At 63.9% G+C, this 17097-nt stretch carries 9 protein-coding genes and 1 tRNA gene; 7 read left to right on the forward strand and 3 right to left on the reverse strand.

Annotated features, from left to right (window positions below):
* Positions 1 to 224 precede the first annotated feature (224 nt).
* Both F758_RS0133240 and F758_RS0133255 read right to left on the reverse strand, forming a co-directional pair.
* A complete protein-coding gene (locus tag F758_RS0133240) occupies positions 225 to 440 on the reverse strand; it encodes a hypothetical protein (protein ID WP_024511928.1) in 216 nt (71 codons plus the stop codon).
* Between the two features lie 1198 nt (positions 441 to 1638).
* A tRNA-Arg gene (locus F758_RS0133255) sits at positions 1639 to 1715 on the reverse strand.
* Positions 1716 to 2016: 301 nt separating this feature from the next.
* Here F758_RS0133255 and F758_RS0133260 point away from each other — a divergent pair.
* The 6 genes from F758_RS0133260 (at position 2017) to F758_RS0133285 (ending at position 13321) form a co-directional block, all read left to right on the forward strand.
* Positions 2017 to 7227, forward strand: a complete 5211-nt coding sequence (locus F758_RS0133260) for an alpha-2-macroglobulin family protein (RefSeq protein ID WP_024511930.1) — start codon at positions 2017 to 2019, stop codon at positions 7225 to 7227.
* The gene (gene pbpC / locus F758_RS0133265) at positions 7224 to 9494 is read left to right on the forward strand and encodes a penicillin-binding protein 1C (protein WP_024511931.1); all 2271 of its coding nucleotides are present in this window, start codon (positions 7224 to 7226) and stop codon (positions 9492 to 9494) included. Before F758_RS0133260 ends, pbpC begins: the two co-directional genes overlap by 4 nt.
* Before the next feature lie 51 nt (positions 9495 to 9545).
* On the forward strand, positions 9546 to 11288 hold the full coding sequence (locus tag F758_RS0133270; protein WP_024511932.1) for an ArnT family glycosyltransferase: 1743 nt from the start codon (positions 9546 to 9548) through the stop codon (positions 11286 to 11288).
* Positions 11288 to 12079, forward strand: a complete 792-nt coding sequence (locus F758_RS0133275; protein ID WP_024511933.1) for a phosphatase PAP2 family protein — start codon at positions 11288 to 11290, stop codon at positions 12077 to 12079. Before F758_RS0133270 ends, F758_RS0133275 begins: the two co-directional genes overlap by 1 nt.
* 205 nt (positions 12080 to 12284) lie before the next feature.
* Complete coding sequence (locus F758_RS0133280) at positions 12285 to 13010, forward strand: glycosyltransferase family 2 protein (RefSeq protein WP_035723985.1); 726 nt, start codon at positions 12285 to 12287, stop codon at positions 13008 to 13010.
* On the forward strand, positions 13007 to 13321 hold the full coding sequence (locus tag F758_RS0133285) for a lipid-A-disaccharide synthase N-terminal domain-containing protein (protein ID WP_024511935.1): 315 nt from the start codon (positions 13007 to 13009) through the stop codon (positions 13319 to 13321). The genes F758_RS0133280 and F758_RS0133285 overlap by 4 nt, the downstream gene beginning before the upstream one ends.
* Before the next feature lie 49 nt (positions 13322 to 13370).
* Here the strand turns inward: F758_RS0133285 and F758_RS0133290 are convergent, their stop codons facing one another.
* On the reverse strand, positions 13371 to 15068 hold the full coding sequence (locus tag F758_RS0133290) for a Na/Pi cotransporter family protein (RefSeq protein WP_024511936.1): 1698 nt from the start codon (positions 15066 to 15068) through the stop codon (positions 13371 to 13373).
* Between the two features lie 361 nt (positions 15069 to 15429).
* Here F758_RS0133290 and F758_RS45120 point away from each other — a divergent pair, with 361 nt between their 5' ends.
* A complete protein-coding gene (locus F758_RS45120) occupies positions 15430 to 17028 on the forward strand; it encodes an ABC transporter ATP-binding protein (RefSeq protein ID WP_198026621.1) in 1599 nt (532 codons plus the stop codon).
* Positions 17029 to 17097: the final 69 nt, after the last annotated feature.

A 17097-nucleotide genomic window follows, 5' to 3' on the forward strand; every position in this document is an offset into this window, starting at 1 on the left:
GGCCGTTCACGTTACTGAAGATCCGGCCGCGGCCGGCGAGTCTCGGGATCCTAAAGGCGAAGTCGTAGGCGGTCCCGCGGCAGCACTGCTCTCTCCGGCTTTTCGACCGGAGAGGCCAATGCCGTCCTCAAGCCGCTCGGCCAGTCGCGTGCAGCTTCACGAAAGAGCCGCGTCGCGGTGCCTTGCCCCGACTATGACTATTAAGTGTCGATCATGTCTGAGTATCAGTCGTGCTTACGGTGGCGCTTGATCAGCCAATAGACCCCGTAGCCAATTGCAAGGATCGGAAGGCCTGCGCCAGCTATTGGCCCTGGGGCTCCCTTGATATGGCCGGGCGCGTTCGCGCAATTCCCACGGTCGTTGCAAGCGTTCGCGGGCGGCGCAACCATGGTCAGAGTGAGGACCAAAAGTGCAGCGGAAATGCCAGAGCCGATCTTCATTTGATTTCTCCTTGCATTTTGCCCAGGTATTAATATTTTAAATTAAATATAGGATTAAAAATTTAACTATTTTAATTTAAATCGAGTTCCGGGTACTTTTTGCCGGCGGTGCAATCGTTCGCCAAGATCGGGAACCGAGTGAATACGCCTGCCCAGAGCTGCCAAACCGTTGAAACGTGCCTTCTATCTCTTGCAGTTCGCGGCGATTGACGTCCGCCGGCCGTGGTGATCATCATCTTGGCCGCGCGGTCGCCTGCTACGCATTGGAGGGGCAGCCATTGATAAAAAATATTGCGGTCGGATGTACCATAGTGTCCTTGATTTTCATGGTCTTGCTTGCCTTTGCCCAAGAACACCATGAGTGCTGGAACGGGCACTTGGTCAAAATATTCAAACCTTGCGGATCACTCAGCCCTTCGATGTGAGCTCCGGCCGTGCGGGAGCGCGCGACTGCCGCAGTCACCGCGCCGCCGTCTTGGCGCGCCAAACCACCGAGGCCCGCGCGTCCTGGACGGCTTGAAAGGCAGGTGCTTTCACCGCACCAGCGCCACCACGACGGCCACGATGAGCGCCAACATCGCAACCACGAGTGATTTGCGGGCCAGGCGCGCCGCGCGGCCGGCATCTGTCGCAGCGCTCACGGCCGTCATTCTCGCGAGCTCAATCCGCTCTTGTTCAAGTTTTCTATCGGTCATTCTCGTTATTGCCGCTGCCATCTCGCCCGGCTCCGCACGGCCCGGGCGGTCGTTTGGTCTATATGTTCCTATTTTGTTCCGATTGCAACGGGAGAATGATCCCTCGCAGGCCCGCCGAGACGCCCTAGCGGCGGCGTAATCCGCCGTTGTCTGCCGCGGGTTCGCCGTCTGTGGTGGATTGATTGGGGCGCAAAATTGGCGAGGCGCAAAGGTTGTCGGTCACCTGAACAGCAAGACACGCAGCGTACCCACCAGGCGGCGCCAACGGAGTATGGCGGGCGCGGCTTGATGACGCTTGGTGCCTTCCGAGCTCCGCCAATTCTCTTATCAGGCTACGAATCGTCTATGAATTCGCTCTCGCGGTTGATGCCTCACGACTGTGCCGGACCCGCAGTCTTCCAACTCGTCGGTTTGGCATCCTAAGCAGTCCCGGCTGGCCGCACCTTTACCCGGTTTGACGCTCCGCTGATCCGGCCAGGCATCGGGGCCGCGGTGGTGATCTTTGGCGATCCCAGCAGGACTCGAACCTGCAACCCGCGGAGTAGAAATCCGCTACTCTATCCAGTTGAGCTATGGGACCGTCTCAAAAGCGGCGCCGCCAAAACGGCGGGCCACTTTCATAACACTGCCAATATGAAAAATCCGCAATTCCGAAAAGAGTTTTCCGAACCGGTTTCGATGAAGAGGCGACAAAGGCGGTAAGAGGTTGGCCGCCAGCGGTCCGCCGCATCTGCGTCCATCTCGAGGGCGCCAAGGTTCCTGGCTATTCTATGTCGATTGCGACTTTCTGCTATTCAAGTTCCCCCGCCATCAGTCCGTCACCTTTTCGCACTTCTTTTTCGGCCGCGCGGCGCAGGTCCGCGGGCCCATGGAGCTCCGTCATGATCGCTTTGGTTCGCGCCGCGGCGGTTTGCGCCACGCTGACGTTTTGCCTGGTCTCTGCATTGGCCGCCGACAAGAGCTTCAAGCGCGACGATATCGCGGATTCCGCCATCAAGCTGGAGGCCCAGATCAAAGGGGAGGCGGGGCCGGTCAGCAAGTCCGCGGCTAGCTTGAGGACCGACGCGGACGCCGCCTTCAGGCGCAACGATTTCCGCTCGGGCCTGCAGATCCTCGGCCAGATCGCGGCCGTCGCGCCGGAGGATGCCGGCAACTGGCTGCGGCTCGCCCGGGTCATTTTCCAGATCGTGCCGAAAAACTCCAGCGAGCAGACATTCCTGCTCGAGCGCGCCTCGACGGCGGCCTATGTCGCCTATCAGCGCGCCGGCAATCCACAGGACGAGGCGGATGCCCTGGCCGTGCTCGGCCGCGCCTTGGCGGAGCGGCATTTGTGGCGGCCGGCGCTGGACGCGCTCAGGCTCTCGCTTGACAGCCGCGAGGTTGCCGATGTCCGCGGTCAATATGAGAGGCTGCGCGACGAGCACGGCTTCAAGCTCTTGGATTACAGCGTCGATTCCGATTCGGCCTCGCCGCGGGTCTGTTTCCAGTTCTCCGAAGAACTCGCCAAGCGCACCGACTTCACGCCATACGTCGCGCTGGCTGGTACCGACAAGCCGGCGCTGTCGTCGGAAGAGAAGCAGCTTTGCGTCGAGGGGCTCAAGCACGGCGAGCGCTACAATGTCGTCTTGCGCGCGGGTCTGCCCTCGACCGTGAAGGAGACGTTGCCCAAGTCGGCCGAGTTCAACGTCTATGTGCGCGACCGCAAGCCCTTCGTGCGCTTCACCGGCCGCGCCTATGTGCTGCCGCGCACCGGCCAGCGCGGCATTCCGCTCGTCAGCGTCAACACGCCGGCGGCCGCGATCGACGTCTACCGGATCGGCGATCGCAATCTGATCAACACCGTGATCGACAGCGATTTCCAGCGGCCAATCAGCCGCTATCAGCTTTCCGATCTCGGCGATCAGCGCGGACAAAAGGTCTGGTCGGGCGAACTGAGCACGGCCACGACGCTCAACCAGGAGGTCACGACCGCATTCCCGGTCGACCAGGCGCTTGGCGACCTGCAGCCGGGTGTCTACGTCATGACCGCGGCGGCCAAGGGCCCAGGTGCCAGCGGCGATGAGGACAATCAGCTCGCGACCCAGTGGTTCATCGTCTCCGATCTCGGCGTGACCGCCTTCTCGGGCAATGACGGCATTCATGTCTTCGTCAATTCGCTGGCATCCACCGCGCCGGTGGCGCGCGCCGAGGTGCGGCTGATCACGCGCAATAACGAGATTCTCGCCACCCGCAAGACCGATGACGCCGGTCATGTGCTGTTCGAGGCGGGCTTTGCGCGCGGCGAGGGCGGGTTGTCGCCGGCGCTGCTGACGGTTGCGGGCGAAAAGGCCGACTACGCCTTCCTGAGCCTTAAGTCCAACCCGTTCGATCTGTCCGACCGCGGTGTGGCGGGGCGGGCGGTCCCCGCGGGCGCGGATGCCTTCGTCTATGCCGAGCGCGGCGTCTACCGCTCCAACGAGACGGTCTATCTGACTGCGCTGTTGCGCGACGGACAGGGCAATGCGCTCGCCGGCACGCCGCTCACCCTCGTGATCGAGCGGCCCGATGGCGTCGAATTTCGCCGTGCCGTGCTCGCCGACCAGGGCGCTGGCGGCCGGACGTTCGCCGTTCCGCTCAATTCGGCCGTGCCGACGGGCACCTGGCGCGTTCGCGCGTTCACCGATCCGAAGGGGAGTTCGGTCGGCGAGACCACCTTCATGGTCGAGGACTACATCCCCGAGCGGCTGGAATTCGACTTAACGTCCAAGGACAAGCTGATCAAAGCGGATGCTCCGGCGGAGCTTAAGGTCGAGGGACATTTCCTCTATGGCGCGCCGGCATCCAACCTGCAGCTCGAGGGCGACATGCTGGTCGTGCCCGCCGCGGAGCGGCCCGGCTTTCCGGGCTATCAGTTCGGCGTCGCCGACGAGGAGACCACCTCCAACGAACGAACCCCGATCGAGGATCTGCCGGAATCCGATGCCAACGGCGTCGCGAGCTTCCCGGTGAGTCTGGCAAAACCGCCGACCTCGACCCGACCGCAGGAGGCGCAAGTCTTCATTCGCATGGCGGAGACCGGCGGCCGCGCCGTCGAGCGCAAGCTTGTGCTCCCCGTTGCGCCGACCACGGCGCAGATCGGCGTCAAGCCGCTGTTCGGCGATCGCAACGTCGCCGAAGGCGATAAGGCGGATTTTGATGTCGTCTTCGTTTCGCCCGAGGGCAAGACGTTGCCGCGCGACGGCCTGCACTATGAACTGTTGAAGATTGAATCGCGCTGGCAGTGGTACCGCCAGAACTCCTATTGGGATTACGAGCCGATCAAATCGACCAGCCGCGTTGCCGACGGCGATCTCGCCATTGCAGCCGACAAACCGACACGCATCAGCTTCACGCCGCAACCGGGCCGCTACCGGCTGGACGTGAAATCGAGCGAGGCGGATGGGCCGATCACCTCGGTGCAGTTCGACGTCGGCTGGTATTCCGACGGCAGCGCCGACACGCCGGATCTGTTGGAGACCTCGATCGACAAGCCGGACTATCAGTCCGGGGACACCATGGTCGTCGCGGTGAACGCGCGCACGGTCGGCAAGCTGACCGTCAATGTGCTCGGCGACCGGCTTCTGACGACGCAGACCCTCGACGTCAAGGAAGGCACCACGCAGGTCAGGATTCCCGTCGGCAAGGACTGGGGCACCGGCGCCTATGTGCTGACGACCTTGCGGCGGCCGCTGGATGCGGCGGCACAGCGCATGCCGGGCCGCGCTATCGGCTTGAAGTGGTTCGGCATCGACAAGACGGCGCGCACGTTCGCGATCAATTTGTCGCCGCCATCACTGGTGCGTCCGAACTCGACGCTGAAGATTCCCGTGAAGCTGACTGGACTCAATCCCGGCGAAGACGCCAAGGTGGTCGTTGCCGCGGTCGACGTCGGCATTCTCAACCTGACCAATTACAAGCCGCCGGCGCCGGACGATTATTATCTCGGCCAGCGCCGTCTGACCGCGGAGATCCGCGATCTCTACGGCCAATTGATCGACGGCATGCAGGGCGCGCGCGGCCAGATCAGGTCTGGCGGCGATGCCGGCGCCGCCGAGCTGCAGGGCTCGCCGCCGACGCAGAAGCCGCTGGCGCTCTATTCCGGCATTGTCACGGTCGCCGCCGACGGCACTGCCGAGATCAGCTTCGACATTCCGGACTTCGCCGGCACCGCGCGGGTGATGGCGGTGGCGTGGAGCGCCACCAAGCTCGGCCGCGCCAGCCTCGATGTCACGGTGCGTGATCCCGTGGTGCTCACCGCAACCTTGCCGCGCTTCCTCCTCAACGGCGATCACGGCACGATCGGCTTCGATCTCGACAATGTCGAGGGTGCGCCCGGCGACTATGTCATCAACGTGAGGACGGCGGGGCCGGTAAAGGTCGCCGGCAATCCGGCGACGACGCTGCATCTCGCGGCCAAGCAGCGCAGCTCGACGACGCTGTCGCTCGACGGCGGCGGCGCTGGCACGGCGCAGATCGATGTCGCCATCCAGGGGCCGAACGGGCTTGCCCTGGCGCGGCACTATGCGCTCGACGTCAAGCCCGCCACGCAAATCCTGGCGCGCCGCTCAATCAGGACGCTGGCGAAGGGCGAAAGCCTGACGCTGACGTCGGACATGTTCTCCGATCTCGTGTCGGGCACCGGCAGCGTGTCGCTGTCGGCGAGCCTGTCGACGGCGCTCGATGCCGCAACCATCCTGCAGGCGTTGGACCGCTATCCCTATGGCTGCTCGGAGCAGATCACCAGCCGCGCCATGCCGCTGCTCTATGTCAACGAGCTTGCGGCCGGCGCGCATCTGGCGATGGACACCGATATCGACCAGCGTATCAGAGATGCAATCGACCGCTTGCTCGCGCGCCAGGGCTCCAACGGCTCGTTCGGCCTGTGGTCGGCCGGCGGCGACGACGCCTGGCTCGATGCCTATGTCACGGATTTCCTGACCCGCGCCCGCGAAAAGGGCTTTGCGGTGCCGGACGTGCTGTTCAAGAACGCGCTCGACCGCATCCGAAACTCGGTCGTGAACGCCAACGAGCCGGACAAGGACGGCGGGCGCGATCTCGCCTACGGCCTCTATGTGCTCGCGCGTAACGGCGCGGCGCCGATCGGGGACTTACGGTATCTCGCCGACACCAAGCTGAGCAATCTGGCGACGCCGATCGCCAAGGCGCAGCTCGCGGCGGCGCTGGCGCTGGTCGGCGACCGCAACCGCGCGGAGCGGGTCTATGCCGCCGTGCTCGACAGCCTCAATCCGAAACCGGTGCTGGAATTCGGTCGCACCGATTACGGCTCGGCGCTGCGCGACGCCGCCGCGCTGATCTCGCTTGCAGCCGAAGGCAACGCGCCGAAGGCGACGATCACCCAGGCCGTCGCCCGTGTCGAGGCCGCGCGGGGACTGACGCCGTACACTTCGACGCAGGAGAATGCCTGGATGGTGCTGGCTGCCCGCGCATTGGCCAAGGAGACGCTGGCGCTCGACCTCAACGGCGAGGCGGTCAAGACCGCGCTCTTCCGCAGCTACAAGGCGGATGAGATGGCGAACCAGCCGCTCAAGCTTACCAACACGGGCGATGCGCCGGTGCAGGTGGTGGTCTCCGTGTCAGGCGCTCCCGCCGTACCGGAGCCCGCGGCGTCGAATGGTTTTGCGATCGAGCGCAATTACTACACGCTCGACGGCAAGCCGGCCGATGTGAGCAAGGCCAAGCAGAACGACCGTTTCGCCGTGGTGTTGAAGATCACCGAGCCGAAGCCGGAATACGGCCATATCATCGTCTCCGATTATCTCCCGGCTGGGCTCGAGATCGACAATCCGCATCTGGTCTCCTCCGGCGACAGCGGCACGCTGGACTGGATCGAGGACGGTGTCGACGCGGCAGACACTGAATTCCGCGATGACCGCTTCACCGCGGCGGTCGACCGTGCCAGCGACGCCAAATCGGTATTCACGCTCGCCTATGTGGTGCGCGCGGTCTCGCCAGGCAAATACGTGCTGCCGCAGGCCTATGTCGAGGACATGTACAACCCCTCGCGCTACGGCCGCACCGGCACCGGCAGCATGGAGGTGCGGGCCGCGAAATGAGTGGTGCTGAGACGAGCGGCGGTGAAAGGGCTGACGTGATGGCGCCTCACGTCCAGCCGTCATGCCCGGGCTTGTCCCGCGCATCCACACTAGTTGCCGCAAGCGGGAAAGACGTGGATGGCCGGGCCCTCGCCTCGCCGAAGGGGCTTCGGCCCCGCAGGCGGGACAAGCCCGGCCATGACGGAATTCTTGGGCGAAGTGTGAGGCGCGTAGCAGCCGTCTTCGCTGTTTTCCTTGTTGTCATCGCCAGCGCCTTCACCGCCTGGGTTATCTCGCTCGGCCCGTTGCCGCTCGACAAGGCACGCCTGGTCTCCACCACCATCGTCGATCGCAACGGCAAGCTCCTGCGCGCCTATGCGATGGCGGATGGTCGCTGGCGGCTGCCGGTCGATGCGAAAAGGGACGTCGATCCGACCTATCTCAACCTGCTGCTTGCCTATGAAGACCAGCGTTTTCGTACCCACGACGGCGTCGACCCGCTGGCGCTGGCGCGCGCGGCGTTTCAGCTTGTGACTCGCGGTCACATCGTCTCGGGCGGTTCGACCATCACCATGCAGCTCGCGCGGTTGATGGAGCCGCGGCGCGAGCGATCACTTTACGCCAAGCTGCACCAGATTGTGCGCGCGCTCGAGCTCGAGCACGCGCTCACGAAGGACCAGATCCTCGACCTCTATCTTGCGCTTGCGCCCTATGGGGGCAATCTCGAAGGCATTCGCGCCGCTTCCATTGCGTATTTCGGCAAGGAGCCGAAGCGGCTGTCGCTGTCGGAGGCCGCATTGCTGGTCGCGCTGCCGCAATCGCCGGAGCGGCGGCGTCTCGATCGTTATCCGGACGCCGCGCGCGAGGGACGCGATCGCGTGCTCGACCGCATGGTGGAGGAGCATCGCATCAGCAGCGACGAAGCGGCGCAGGCCAAGGCGGTGCCGGTGCCGAAGCTGCGCAAGCCGATGCCGATCCTGGCGCCGCATTCCGCCGATCAGGCGGTCGCGATCATGAAGGATGCGCCGATCATCAAGCTGACGCTGGACTATAATTTGCAGAGGGTGCTCGAGCCGCTCGCGCGCGATCGCGCTGCAGCGCTGGGACCGAACATTTCGGTGGCTATCATCGCTGTCGATAACGAGAGCGGCGATGTGCTTGCCCGCGTCGGCTCGGCGGATTATTTCGACGAGAAGCGGGCAGGGCAGGTCGACATGACGCGCGCAGTGCGCTCGCCCGGCTCGACGCTCAAGCCCTTCATCTATGGCCTCGCTTTCGAGGATGGCTTTGTTCATCCCGAGAGCCTGATCGACGACCGTCCGATCCGCTTCGGCTCCTATGCGCCGGAGAATTTCGATCTGACCTATCAGGGCACGGTACCCGTGCGCAAAGCGCTGCAATTGTCGCTGAACGTGCCGGCGATTGCGCTGCTCGACCGCGTCGGCGCGAGCCGGCTGGCGTCGCGCTTGCGGCAGGCCGGCGGCAATCTGGTGCTGCCGAAGGACGAGGCGCCGGGGCTCGCGATGGGGCTGGGTGGTGTTGGCGTCACCTTGCAGGATCTTGCGCTGCTTTATGCTGGCCTGCCGCGGCTTGGAACCACAAGGCCGCTCCGCGAGATCCTCGGCGTCAAGGACGATGCTCGCGAGCCGCTGCGGCTGATGGATCGCGTGGCCGCTTGGCAGGTCGGCAACGTTCTGTTGGGCACGCCGCCACCTGAAAATGCGCCCCATAACCGCATCGCGTTCAAGACAGGAACCAGCTACGGCTATCGCGATGCCTGGTCCATCGGGTTCGACGGCCGCATGACGATCGGCGTCTGGGTCGGCCGCCCCGATGGTGCCCCGGTCCCCGGCCTGATCGGACGCAATGCGGCCGCGCCGATCCTGTTCGACGCTTTTGCGCGCAGCGGAAAACTGCCAACCCCTCTGCCAAAGCCGCCGAAGGGTGCTCTGGTCGCGAGCAATACGAAATTGCCGCTGCCGTTGCGGCGGTTCCGGCCACTCGGGGAACTGGTGCGCGCCGGCGGCGGACAGGCGCTGCACATCCAGTTCCCGCTGGACGGTTCCCGGATTGACGTGGACCGTGCGGACGGCCCGGAGGCCGCCGCGATGCCGGTGAGGGTTTCCGGGGGCGTGCTGCCGATCACCATGCTGGTCAACGGCAGGGCCGCCGGCGAGATCGACGGCCGCAGGCAGCGCCTGATCGATCCGCCGGGACCGGGATTTGCGCGGCTGACCGTGATCGATGCGACTGGCGCGGCCGACACAGTCGTCGTGAGAATCCAATAGCTCCGCCTTAAGCGGTTGTGGGGATAGCGGTTTCGGCGTATGCGGAACCCCATGGCCGACACTTATGCCCGCCCCCGATTTGGCGCCTCGCGTGAGCCCAAAAACCTGGTCAATCCAGGGAGCCGGCTCGCCCGCATGATCGATTTCGTCACCGGCAGCCACACGCGCGCGGTGAGTTTTCTGCTGCTTTGCGGGCTGTTGTTCTTCCTGCCGGGTTTTTTCAACATCCCGCCGGTCGATCGCGACGAGCCGCGCTTTGCGCAAGCGACCAAGCAAATGGTCGAAAGCGGCGACTTCGTCGATATCCGCTTCCAGGAAGACGTGCGCTACAAGAAGCCAGTTGGCATCTACTGGATGCAGGCGGCCGCCGTCCAGACCGCCTCCGCCCTCGGCCTGCCGCGCGCGGAGCTGCGCATTTGGGTCTATCGGATTCCGTCGCTGATCGGAGCGATCGGCGCCGTGCTGCTGACTTACTGGACGGCGCTCGCCTTCGTGACGCGGCGTGGAGCCGTGCTCGCGGCGCTCCTGATGTGCGGTTCGGTCCTGCTCGGCGTCGAAGCGCGGCTTGCCAAGACGGATGCGATGCTGCTGCTCACCGTCGTTGCGGCGATGGGCGCGATGGCGCGCGCCTATCTGTGCTGGCAGCGCGGCGAAGACCCCGCGCATCCGCCCTGGAGTTGGCCCGCGATTTTCTGGACTGCGCTGGCGGGTGGCATCCTGATCAAGGGTCCGCTGATCCTGTTGTTCGCGGGCCTGACCATCGTCACGCTCGCATTTCTCGATCGCAGCATCGCCTGGCTGCGGCTGCTGCGCCCCGTCTGGGGCCTGATGTGGATGCTGGTCCTCGTGCTGCCCTGGTTCGTCGCGATCTTCTGGCGCGCGGGCGATGCGTTCTTCGCCGACTCCGTCGGCGGCGACATGTTGAGCAAGCTCGGCGCGCAGGAATCCCACGGCCTGCCGCCGGGGCTCTATCTGCTGCTGTTCTGGGTGACGTTCTGGCCAGGCGCACCGCTCGCTGCGATGGCGGCGCCTGCGGTCTGGCGGGCACGGCGCGAGCCTGGCGCGCAATACCTCCTGGCATGGCTGGTGCCATCCTGGATCGTGTTCGAGGCGGTGCTGACCAAGCTGCCGCATTATGTGCTGCCGCTTTACCCGGCCATCGCGATCCTGACCGCCGGCGCGGTTGAGCGGCGCGTGCTCTCGCGGTCCTGGCTGATGCGCGGATCGGCCTGGTGGTTCGCGATTCCGGCGCTGGCCTCGTTGATGGCCGTGGTCGGGGCGATCGCGCTGACCCGGCAACCGGCATTCCTGGCCTGGCCATTCGTGGCGGCGGCATTGATCTTCGGCCTGTTCGCCTGGTGGCTTTACGACGATAGCCGGGCCGAGCGCTCGCTTTTGAATGCGGTGGTTGCGGCGTTGTTTCTGGCCTTTGCCATCTACGGCGTGGTGTTGCCGTCCTTGACACCGCTGTTTCCGAGCGCCGAGATCGCACGCGCGTTGCGCAACGTTCGTTGCGTCGGACCGAAGGCCGCCTCAGCGGGCTTCCACGAGCCGAGTCTCGTCTTCATGACCGGCACCTCGACGCTGCTGACCGACGGATCGGGCGCGGCGGATTTCCTGAACCAGGGGAGCTGCCGCTTCGCGCTGGTGGAAACGCGTTCCGAGCGCAGTTTTGCGCAGCGGGCCGAAGCGATCGGACTACGCTACAACGTGGCGAACCGGATCGAAGGCTATAACATCTCGCAAGGCAGGTCAGTTTCGATCGCAATCTTCCGCTCCGAAGGCACGGAATAATGTCCATCTCGGTGCTCGGCGGCGAATCCCAGAACTATTTTGTCCAGCTCTTTGCGCTCTCGCGTTCGTCGGTTGCGCAGCTCGTGCGTGCTCCCTCGCACGCGCGGCGAGGCGCGGCCGCGCGGCATCTCGGGCGTCAGCTCCTGCTGCTCACGGCAATTGGCGGCGCGCTCCTCGTTGTCCTCATGATCTCCTTTGACGCGACCGAGATCACGTTGATGCCGTCGCGCGGAACGCCATCGCTTTGGCCGGTGCGAATTCTCACCGACTTCGGCAAGGACAGCTATGTGCTATGGACCTTGCTGGCGGCGCTCGCGGTGATCGCATTGCTTGCACCCGCCTTGCATGGGGCCTCACGCGCCAGGTTTTTGCGCCTGGGCACACGGGTGCAATATGTGCTGCTGGCAGTGGCGTGTTCGGATCTGCTTTCCGAGATCCTCAAATACGCGATCGGTCGCGGCCGACCTTTCGTGGGCGGGAAGGCGAATGCCTTCAATTTCATGCCGTTTGCCGGAACCGAGGCCTACTTCAGCCTTCCTTCCTCACACGCGGTGACCGCCTTCGCGCTGGCCTTTGCGATCGGCGCGGTCTGGCCGCGGGCTCGCATTGTGATGTACGCTTACGCCGTTGTCATTGCCGGGACCCGTCTGGTGCTGCTGGCGCATCATCCGAGCGACGTGGTTGGCGGTGCCATCGTTGGAATCGCCGGCGCCATGGCCGTGCGCTACTGGTTTGCCGCACGCCGTCTCGGCTTCGCCATTCGTTCCGACGGCAAAATCGTCCCGATTTAAGCCTTTTGCCTGGATTTGATCCGTTTGGGGAAGGGGTCCCGGAGTTCCCCGGATCACGTTCTAAAAGGGTTGCTCGCGCCGCTTCCGCCCCATAAGAAGCGGGCGCAGCAGGTGTCCGGGAACCCTGCGCTTTCGTGCGGCTGGCCATCTCATCTGACGAGCGTCGATTTTGCCTTCTTCCGACAAACCGGTTTCTGACGGAGCCTTGGCGGTTTCTATCGTCGTTCCCGTCCGTAATGAGGCCGAAAACATCGTTCCGCTGATCGAGGAAATCTCGGCGGCGCTCGAGGGCCGCTGGGCCTATGAGATCATCTACGTCAACGATGGCTCGACGGATGCAACGGCTGAGCGGCTCGCCGCTGCCATGAAGCGGTGGCCAAACCTGCGGCAGCTCAAGCATGGGGTGTCGTCAGGCCAATCGGCTGCTGTGCGCAGCGGTGTGCGGGCCGCGCGCGGCGCCATCGTGGCGACGCTGGACGGCGACGGCCAGAACGATCCGGCATTCCTGCCGGACTTGATCGGGGCGATCGAAAAGGGCGGGGTGGGGGTTGGGCTCGCAGCGGGTCAGCGGGTGGGGCGCAAGGACACGGGCTTCAAGAGGCTTCAGTCGCGCGCGGCCAACGCCATTCGCAGCGCAATCCTGAACGACGGTACGCGTGATACCGGCTGCGGGCTCAAGGCATTCCGGCGCGAGGTGTTCTTGATGATGCCCTATTTCGACGGGCTGCACCGCTTTCTCCCCGCGCTGGTACGGCGTGAGGGCTATGACATCGCCTATGTGGACGTGGTCGATCGGCCCCGCCGGTCGGGCGTGTCGAACTATGGCTTCTTCGACCGGCTCTGGATCGGGATCATGGATCTCTTGGGCGTATGGTGGCTGATCCGGCGCAAGAAGCCGACTCCTGTGGTGACCGAGGTGACGTCGACATGAGTGCCCTGATCAACTACCTTCACGACGTCTTTGTCATCAAATTCGACGCCTGGGTCGTGCTGGGCTTCGTGGCGCAGGCCTTCTTCACCATGCGCTTCGTGGTGCAGTGGATCGCCTCGGAGCGTGCGCGCGCCAGCGTGATTCCGGTCGCATTCTGGTTCTTCTCGATCGGCGGCGGCGTATTGCTGTTAGTCTATGCACTCTACCGTCGCGATCCCGTCTTCATCGCTGGCCAGGCGCTCGGACTGCTCGTCTATATACGCAACCTCTATTTCATCATCCTGACCGGCCGGCAGTCATCGAAGGCGTGATTTCGGCCTCGGCGCACAGTCTCTTCCCCTTCAGGCGCTTCCTGGCTCGTCAACCTGCCGAGGCCGCGTCCTTGTCGTCGGTTGCGCCTTGGTCGGGCTCGACGACCCTCAGACGGCTCGGCCGTAGCGCGCCCGCTCGCTCCAGCACCGGATAAGCGACCGAGCAGATGTGCGAGTGGATGCGTTTGAGGTCACGCAGCACATCGAGATGCAACGAACTCGACTCGATGCTCTCGGGGCGACGCTCGCGCAGTCGCTCCAGGTGACTCTCGGCGGCAGCCAACTCTGCCGTGCGCAAAGTCGCCTTCTCCGCAATGAGCTGCCGGGCGATCTTCACATCACCGGACATGAAGACACTGAACGCGAGCTTGAGGTTACTCATCACTTCCTGGTGGAAGGCCTCCAGCTCCGCAGCGCCCTGTTTTGAGAAGGCAAGCTTCCGCTTGATCTTCTTCTGGGCGAGCTCCATCAGATTCTTGTCGATGATATCGCCGATGTGCTCCAGGTTGATGGAGAAGGCGATGATCTCCATTGCACGGTGACCGTCGCGTTCGTCCAGACTCTCTCGTGTGAGCTGCGTCACGTAAAGCTTCACCGCCTCGTCGAGCTTGTCGACCGCGTTGTCCATCCGGCTGACCTCGGCGACAAGGCGGCGATCGTCGGTCATCAGCGCCGTCATGGCCTGACGTAGCATGGTCTCGACGATGTCACCCAGATGAAGAACCTCGCGCTCCGCGCAGGCGAGCGCAACCGACGGCGTACCGAGCGCCGCCTCATCAAGATAGAGCGGTGACGCGGGATTGTTGGGCTTCGCACGTTCGGGCAGGAATTTGGTCAGCAGCGAAGCCAACCAGCCAAGCGGAAGAATGAAGAGGATCGCCAGCGCCAGACTGAACGCGGTGTGGAAGTCCGCGGTCATGCGCGAGGGATTGGGCTCGAAGCGGCCAAGCGCCTCGGCGATCGGATGCAGGAACGGCAGCACCAAGGCACAACCGACCAAGCGGTTGAGAAGGTTGCCCAACGGCAGCCGGCGGCTGGCCGGGTTGCTGCTGTTGCTGCCTTCGATAACCGGGTTGATGGCACTTCCGAGGTTTGCACCGAGCGTCAAGGCCAGCGCCGCCACAGGCGTAATGAAGCCCGAATAGGCCAGCGACATGATCAGCAACACGACCGTGACGCTCGAATGGGCGATCCAGGTCAGCACAGCGGCCATCAGAACGCACAGCATAGAGTCGCCAGTGATCGCCGCGAGAAGCGTTCGAACCACGGGCGCATCCTCGGCCGGCGCAAGCGTGTCGAGCAGGATATGCAACGACAACAGCATTAGCCCTATGCCGATGGCAACCCGGCCGAGATCGCGCGTGCGGGTCTGGCCGCCTCGCTTGAATGCGATCACGCCGACCACAAACAGCAACGGTGCTACCGCCGTGACATTGAATGATAGAGCTTGAACGATGAGCGTCGTGCCAACGTTTGCTCCCAGCATGATGGCCAGCGCGGGAGCAAGATCGACCGCGCCGCCGGTGACGAACGACGAGGTCATCAGGCCGGTCGCCGTGCTGCTTTGCAGGAGCGCCGTAACAGCGAGGCCGCCTAGAAAGGCCAGAAATCGGTTACGCAGGGCTGTCCCGAGAAAGCGCCGCAGGTCAGACCCGAAGGCACGAACAATCCCGCTGTGGACCATGTGCAGTCCCCACAGCAGCAGCGCCACGCCGCCCATCAAGTCGAGCAGGACCATGCTTCCCATCGGTTCTCGATCCCAGCATTGCTCGGAAACGTCAGGCTATCGCCAAATGGCGAGCGATCAGTCTTTTTGTGCGAATATCGTCAGTCAAAACACCGCGTTAACGTCCGACGTGCGGTTGCGTTCCTGATTGGAGGACGATGGTCACCACTGCCACAGGCTTATCTCCGACCAGGGCTGGAGGAGCGGAGATACAGAGCGTATTTTGCCCAGCAGGTCGGGCACTTCCGACAAATCACTGCCGTGTTGCCTCGGTAGATGATGGTATCCGCGATACGTCGAGTTCGCCTTACGCATGACCAAGCCCGCCGTCTTTGCTCCGATTTCCGAAATCCTCCACGCCTATTGGAAGTCCGACCGATGAATGCTGCTCCTGGTCGCCTTGGTCGTCGTGCTCTCGAGTGTGACCAGTGTCGCCGGGCCCTATCTGTTCTCACGTCTCATCGACCGGTTGCCAGGAGAGGGCGGGATCACGGCGCTGGCGTGGGGCTTCGTGTTCTATGCCGTCCTGGTTGGCATCGCCTCGGCGCTCCAGCACATGGTGCAGTACCTGTCGTTTATGAGCGCGGAGAATCTCGGGTTCATCGCCGCCACACGGTTCTTTGAGCGCATCTTGAGGAAGACCGCCGCTTTCTTCGTCGAACACAATCCGGCGGAAATCCAGAACGCCAGCGCCCGCGGGCGCGGCGCACTGACGACCTTGGTGCAGCTCGGGCTCATCGTGTTCATTCCGGGCGCGACGCGGATCATGCTCACCCTCGTTACACTTGGCGCACTGATCAACATCGAAATCGCTGCGATCGTTCTCGTTTACGGCGTCTGCGCCGTTACGCTCACGCTGATCGCGACGCGGCGAGCGCGGGTCTTTCTTGATAAGGCCGTCGAAGCCAGTCAGGAGAATGCACGCTTCATCGGCAACGCCATGAACGCCATGGAGACGCTCAGGCATTTCGGCAGCCACGATTGGCTCAGCCGGCGCTTCACAGCGAAAGCCGGGGAGGTGCGGGACAACTGGCGTGCCTATGTGTTGCGGCGCGTGGGCTACATCGCCCTGCTCGGGCTTGGCCTCACCGTCCAATTCGCGGTCACCTTCCTGCTGCTCTCGTCGCGCTATCAGGCCGGTGCACTGACGATAGGCGACATTGTGCTGTTCAACACGCTGCTGCTGCAGCTTAACATGCCGTTCGAGATGATTGCTCAAGCCATCGACGATGTCGTGCGCTCGCGCGCCGCCCTCGTTCCGTTGGCGACCATGTGGGCGGCGCCGGAGGAGCGACAGGTCTCGCATGCGAAGACTTTCCTTCCGCGCGAGGGGAGGATCGCCTTCGAGAACGTCGGGTACGCATACAGCAATGGCCGCGGCGTGACGGGCATCTCCTTCGTGGCCGAACGCGGCACGATAACCTTCCTTGTTGGCGAGACCGGGTCCGGCAAGTCGACTGTTTTCAAGCTCGCTCTGAAATCGATCGAACCGAATTCCGGCCGCATCCTCGTCGACGGGATCGATCTCGGCGGCATCGATCGCGCCCACTGGTACGCCGCGGTTGCGGTCGTGCCGCAGGATGTCGTGCTGCTCAATGAGAGCCTCGCCGACAACATTCTGCTCGGCCGGCCGCGGGACGAAGTGCGGCTACGCCGTGCCGCCGAGAAAGCGGCGATTCTGCCGTTCATTGAGGCACTGCCCGACGGCTTCGAGACGACAGTTGGCGAGCGCGGCCTGAAGCTGTCGGGCGGCGAGCGTCAGCGCATTGCCATCGCCCGAGCCCTATATGGCGATCCGGCGATCCTTTTCCTCGACGAGGCGAGCTCGGCGCTCGATGAGGCCACCGAGCGCGATATCATGGTACATATCCGCCTGCTCGCCCGCGACGTGACAGTGCTCGCCATTACACATCGGCGAACCGTTATCGCCGAATCGGACAAGGTGATCGACCTGGGCGGCCAAGGGCTACCGGCCGCCTGATGAGAGGCCACGTTGGCGGCCGAAGCTCCAATCGCCGTGATGCCACTGGCGTGCTGACCGAGGTGGCGT

This window comes from Bradyrhizobium sp. ARR65 (genome assembly GCF_000472385.1).
In the GTDB taxonomy this organism is placed as follows: Bacteria; Pseudomonadota; Alphaproteobacteria; order Rhizobiales; family Xanthobacteraceae; genus Bradyrhizobium.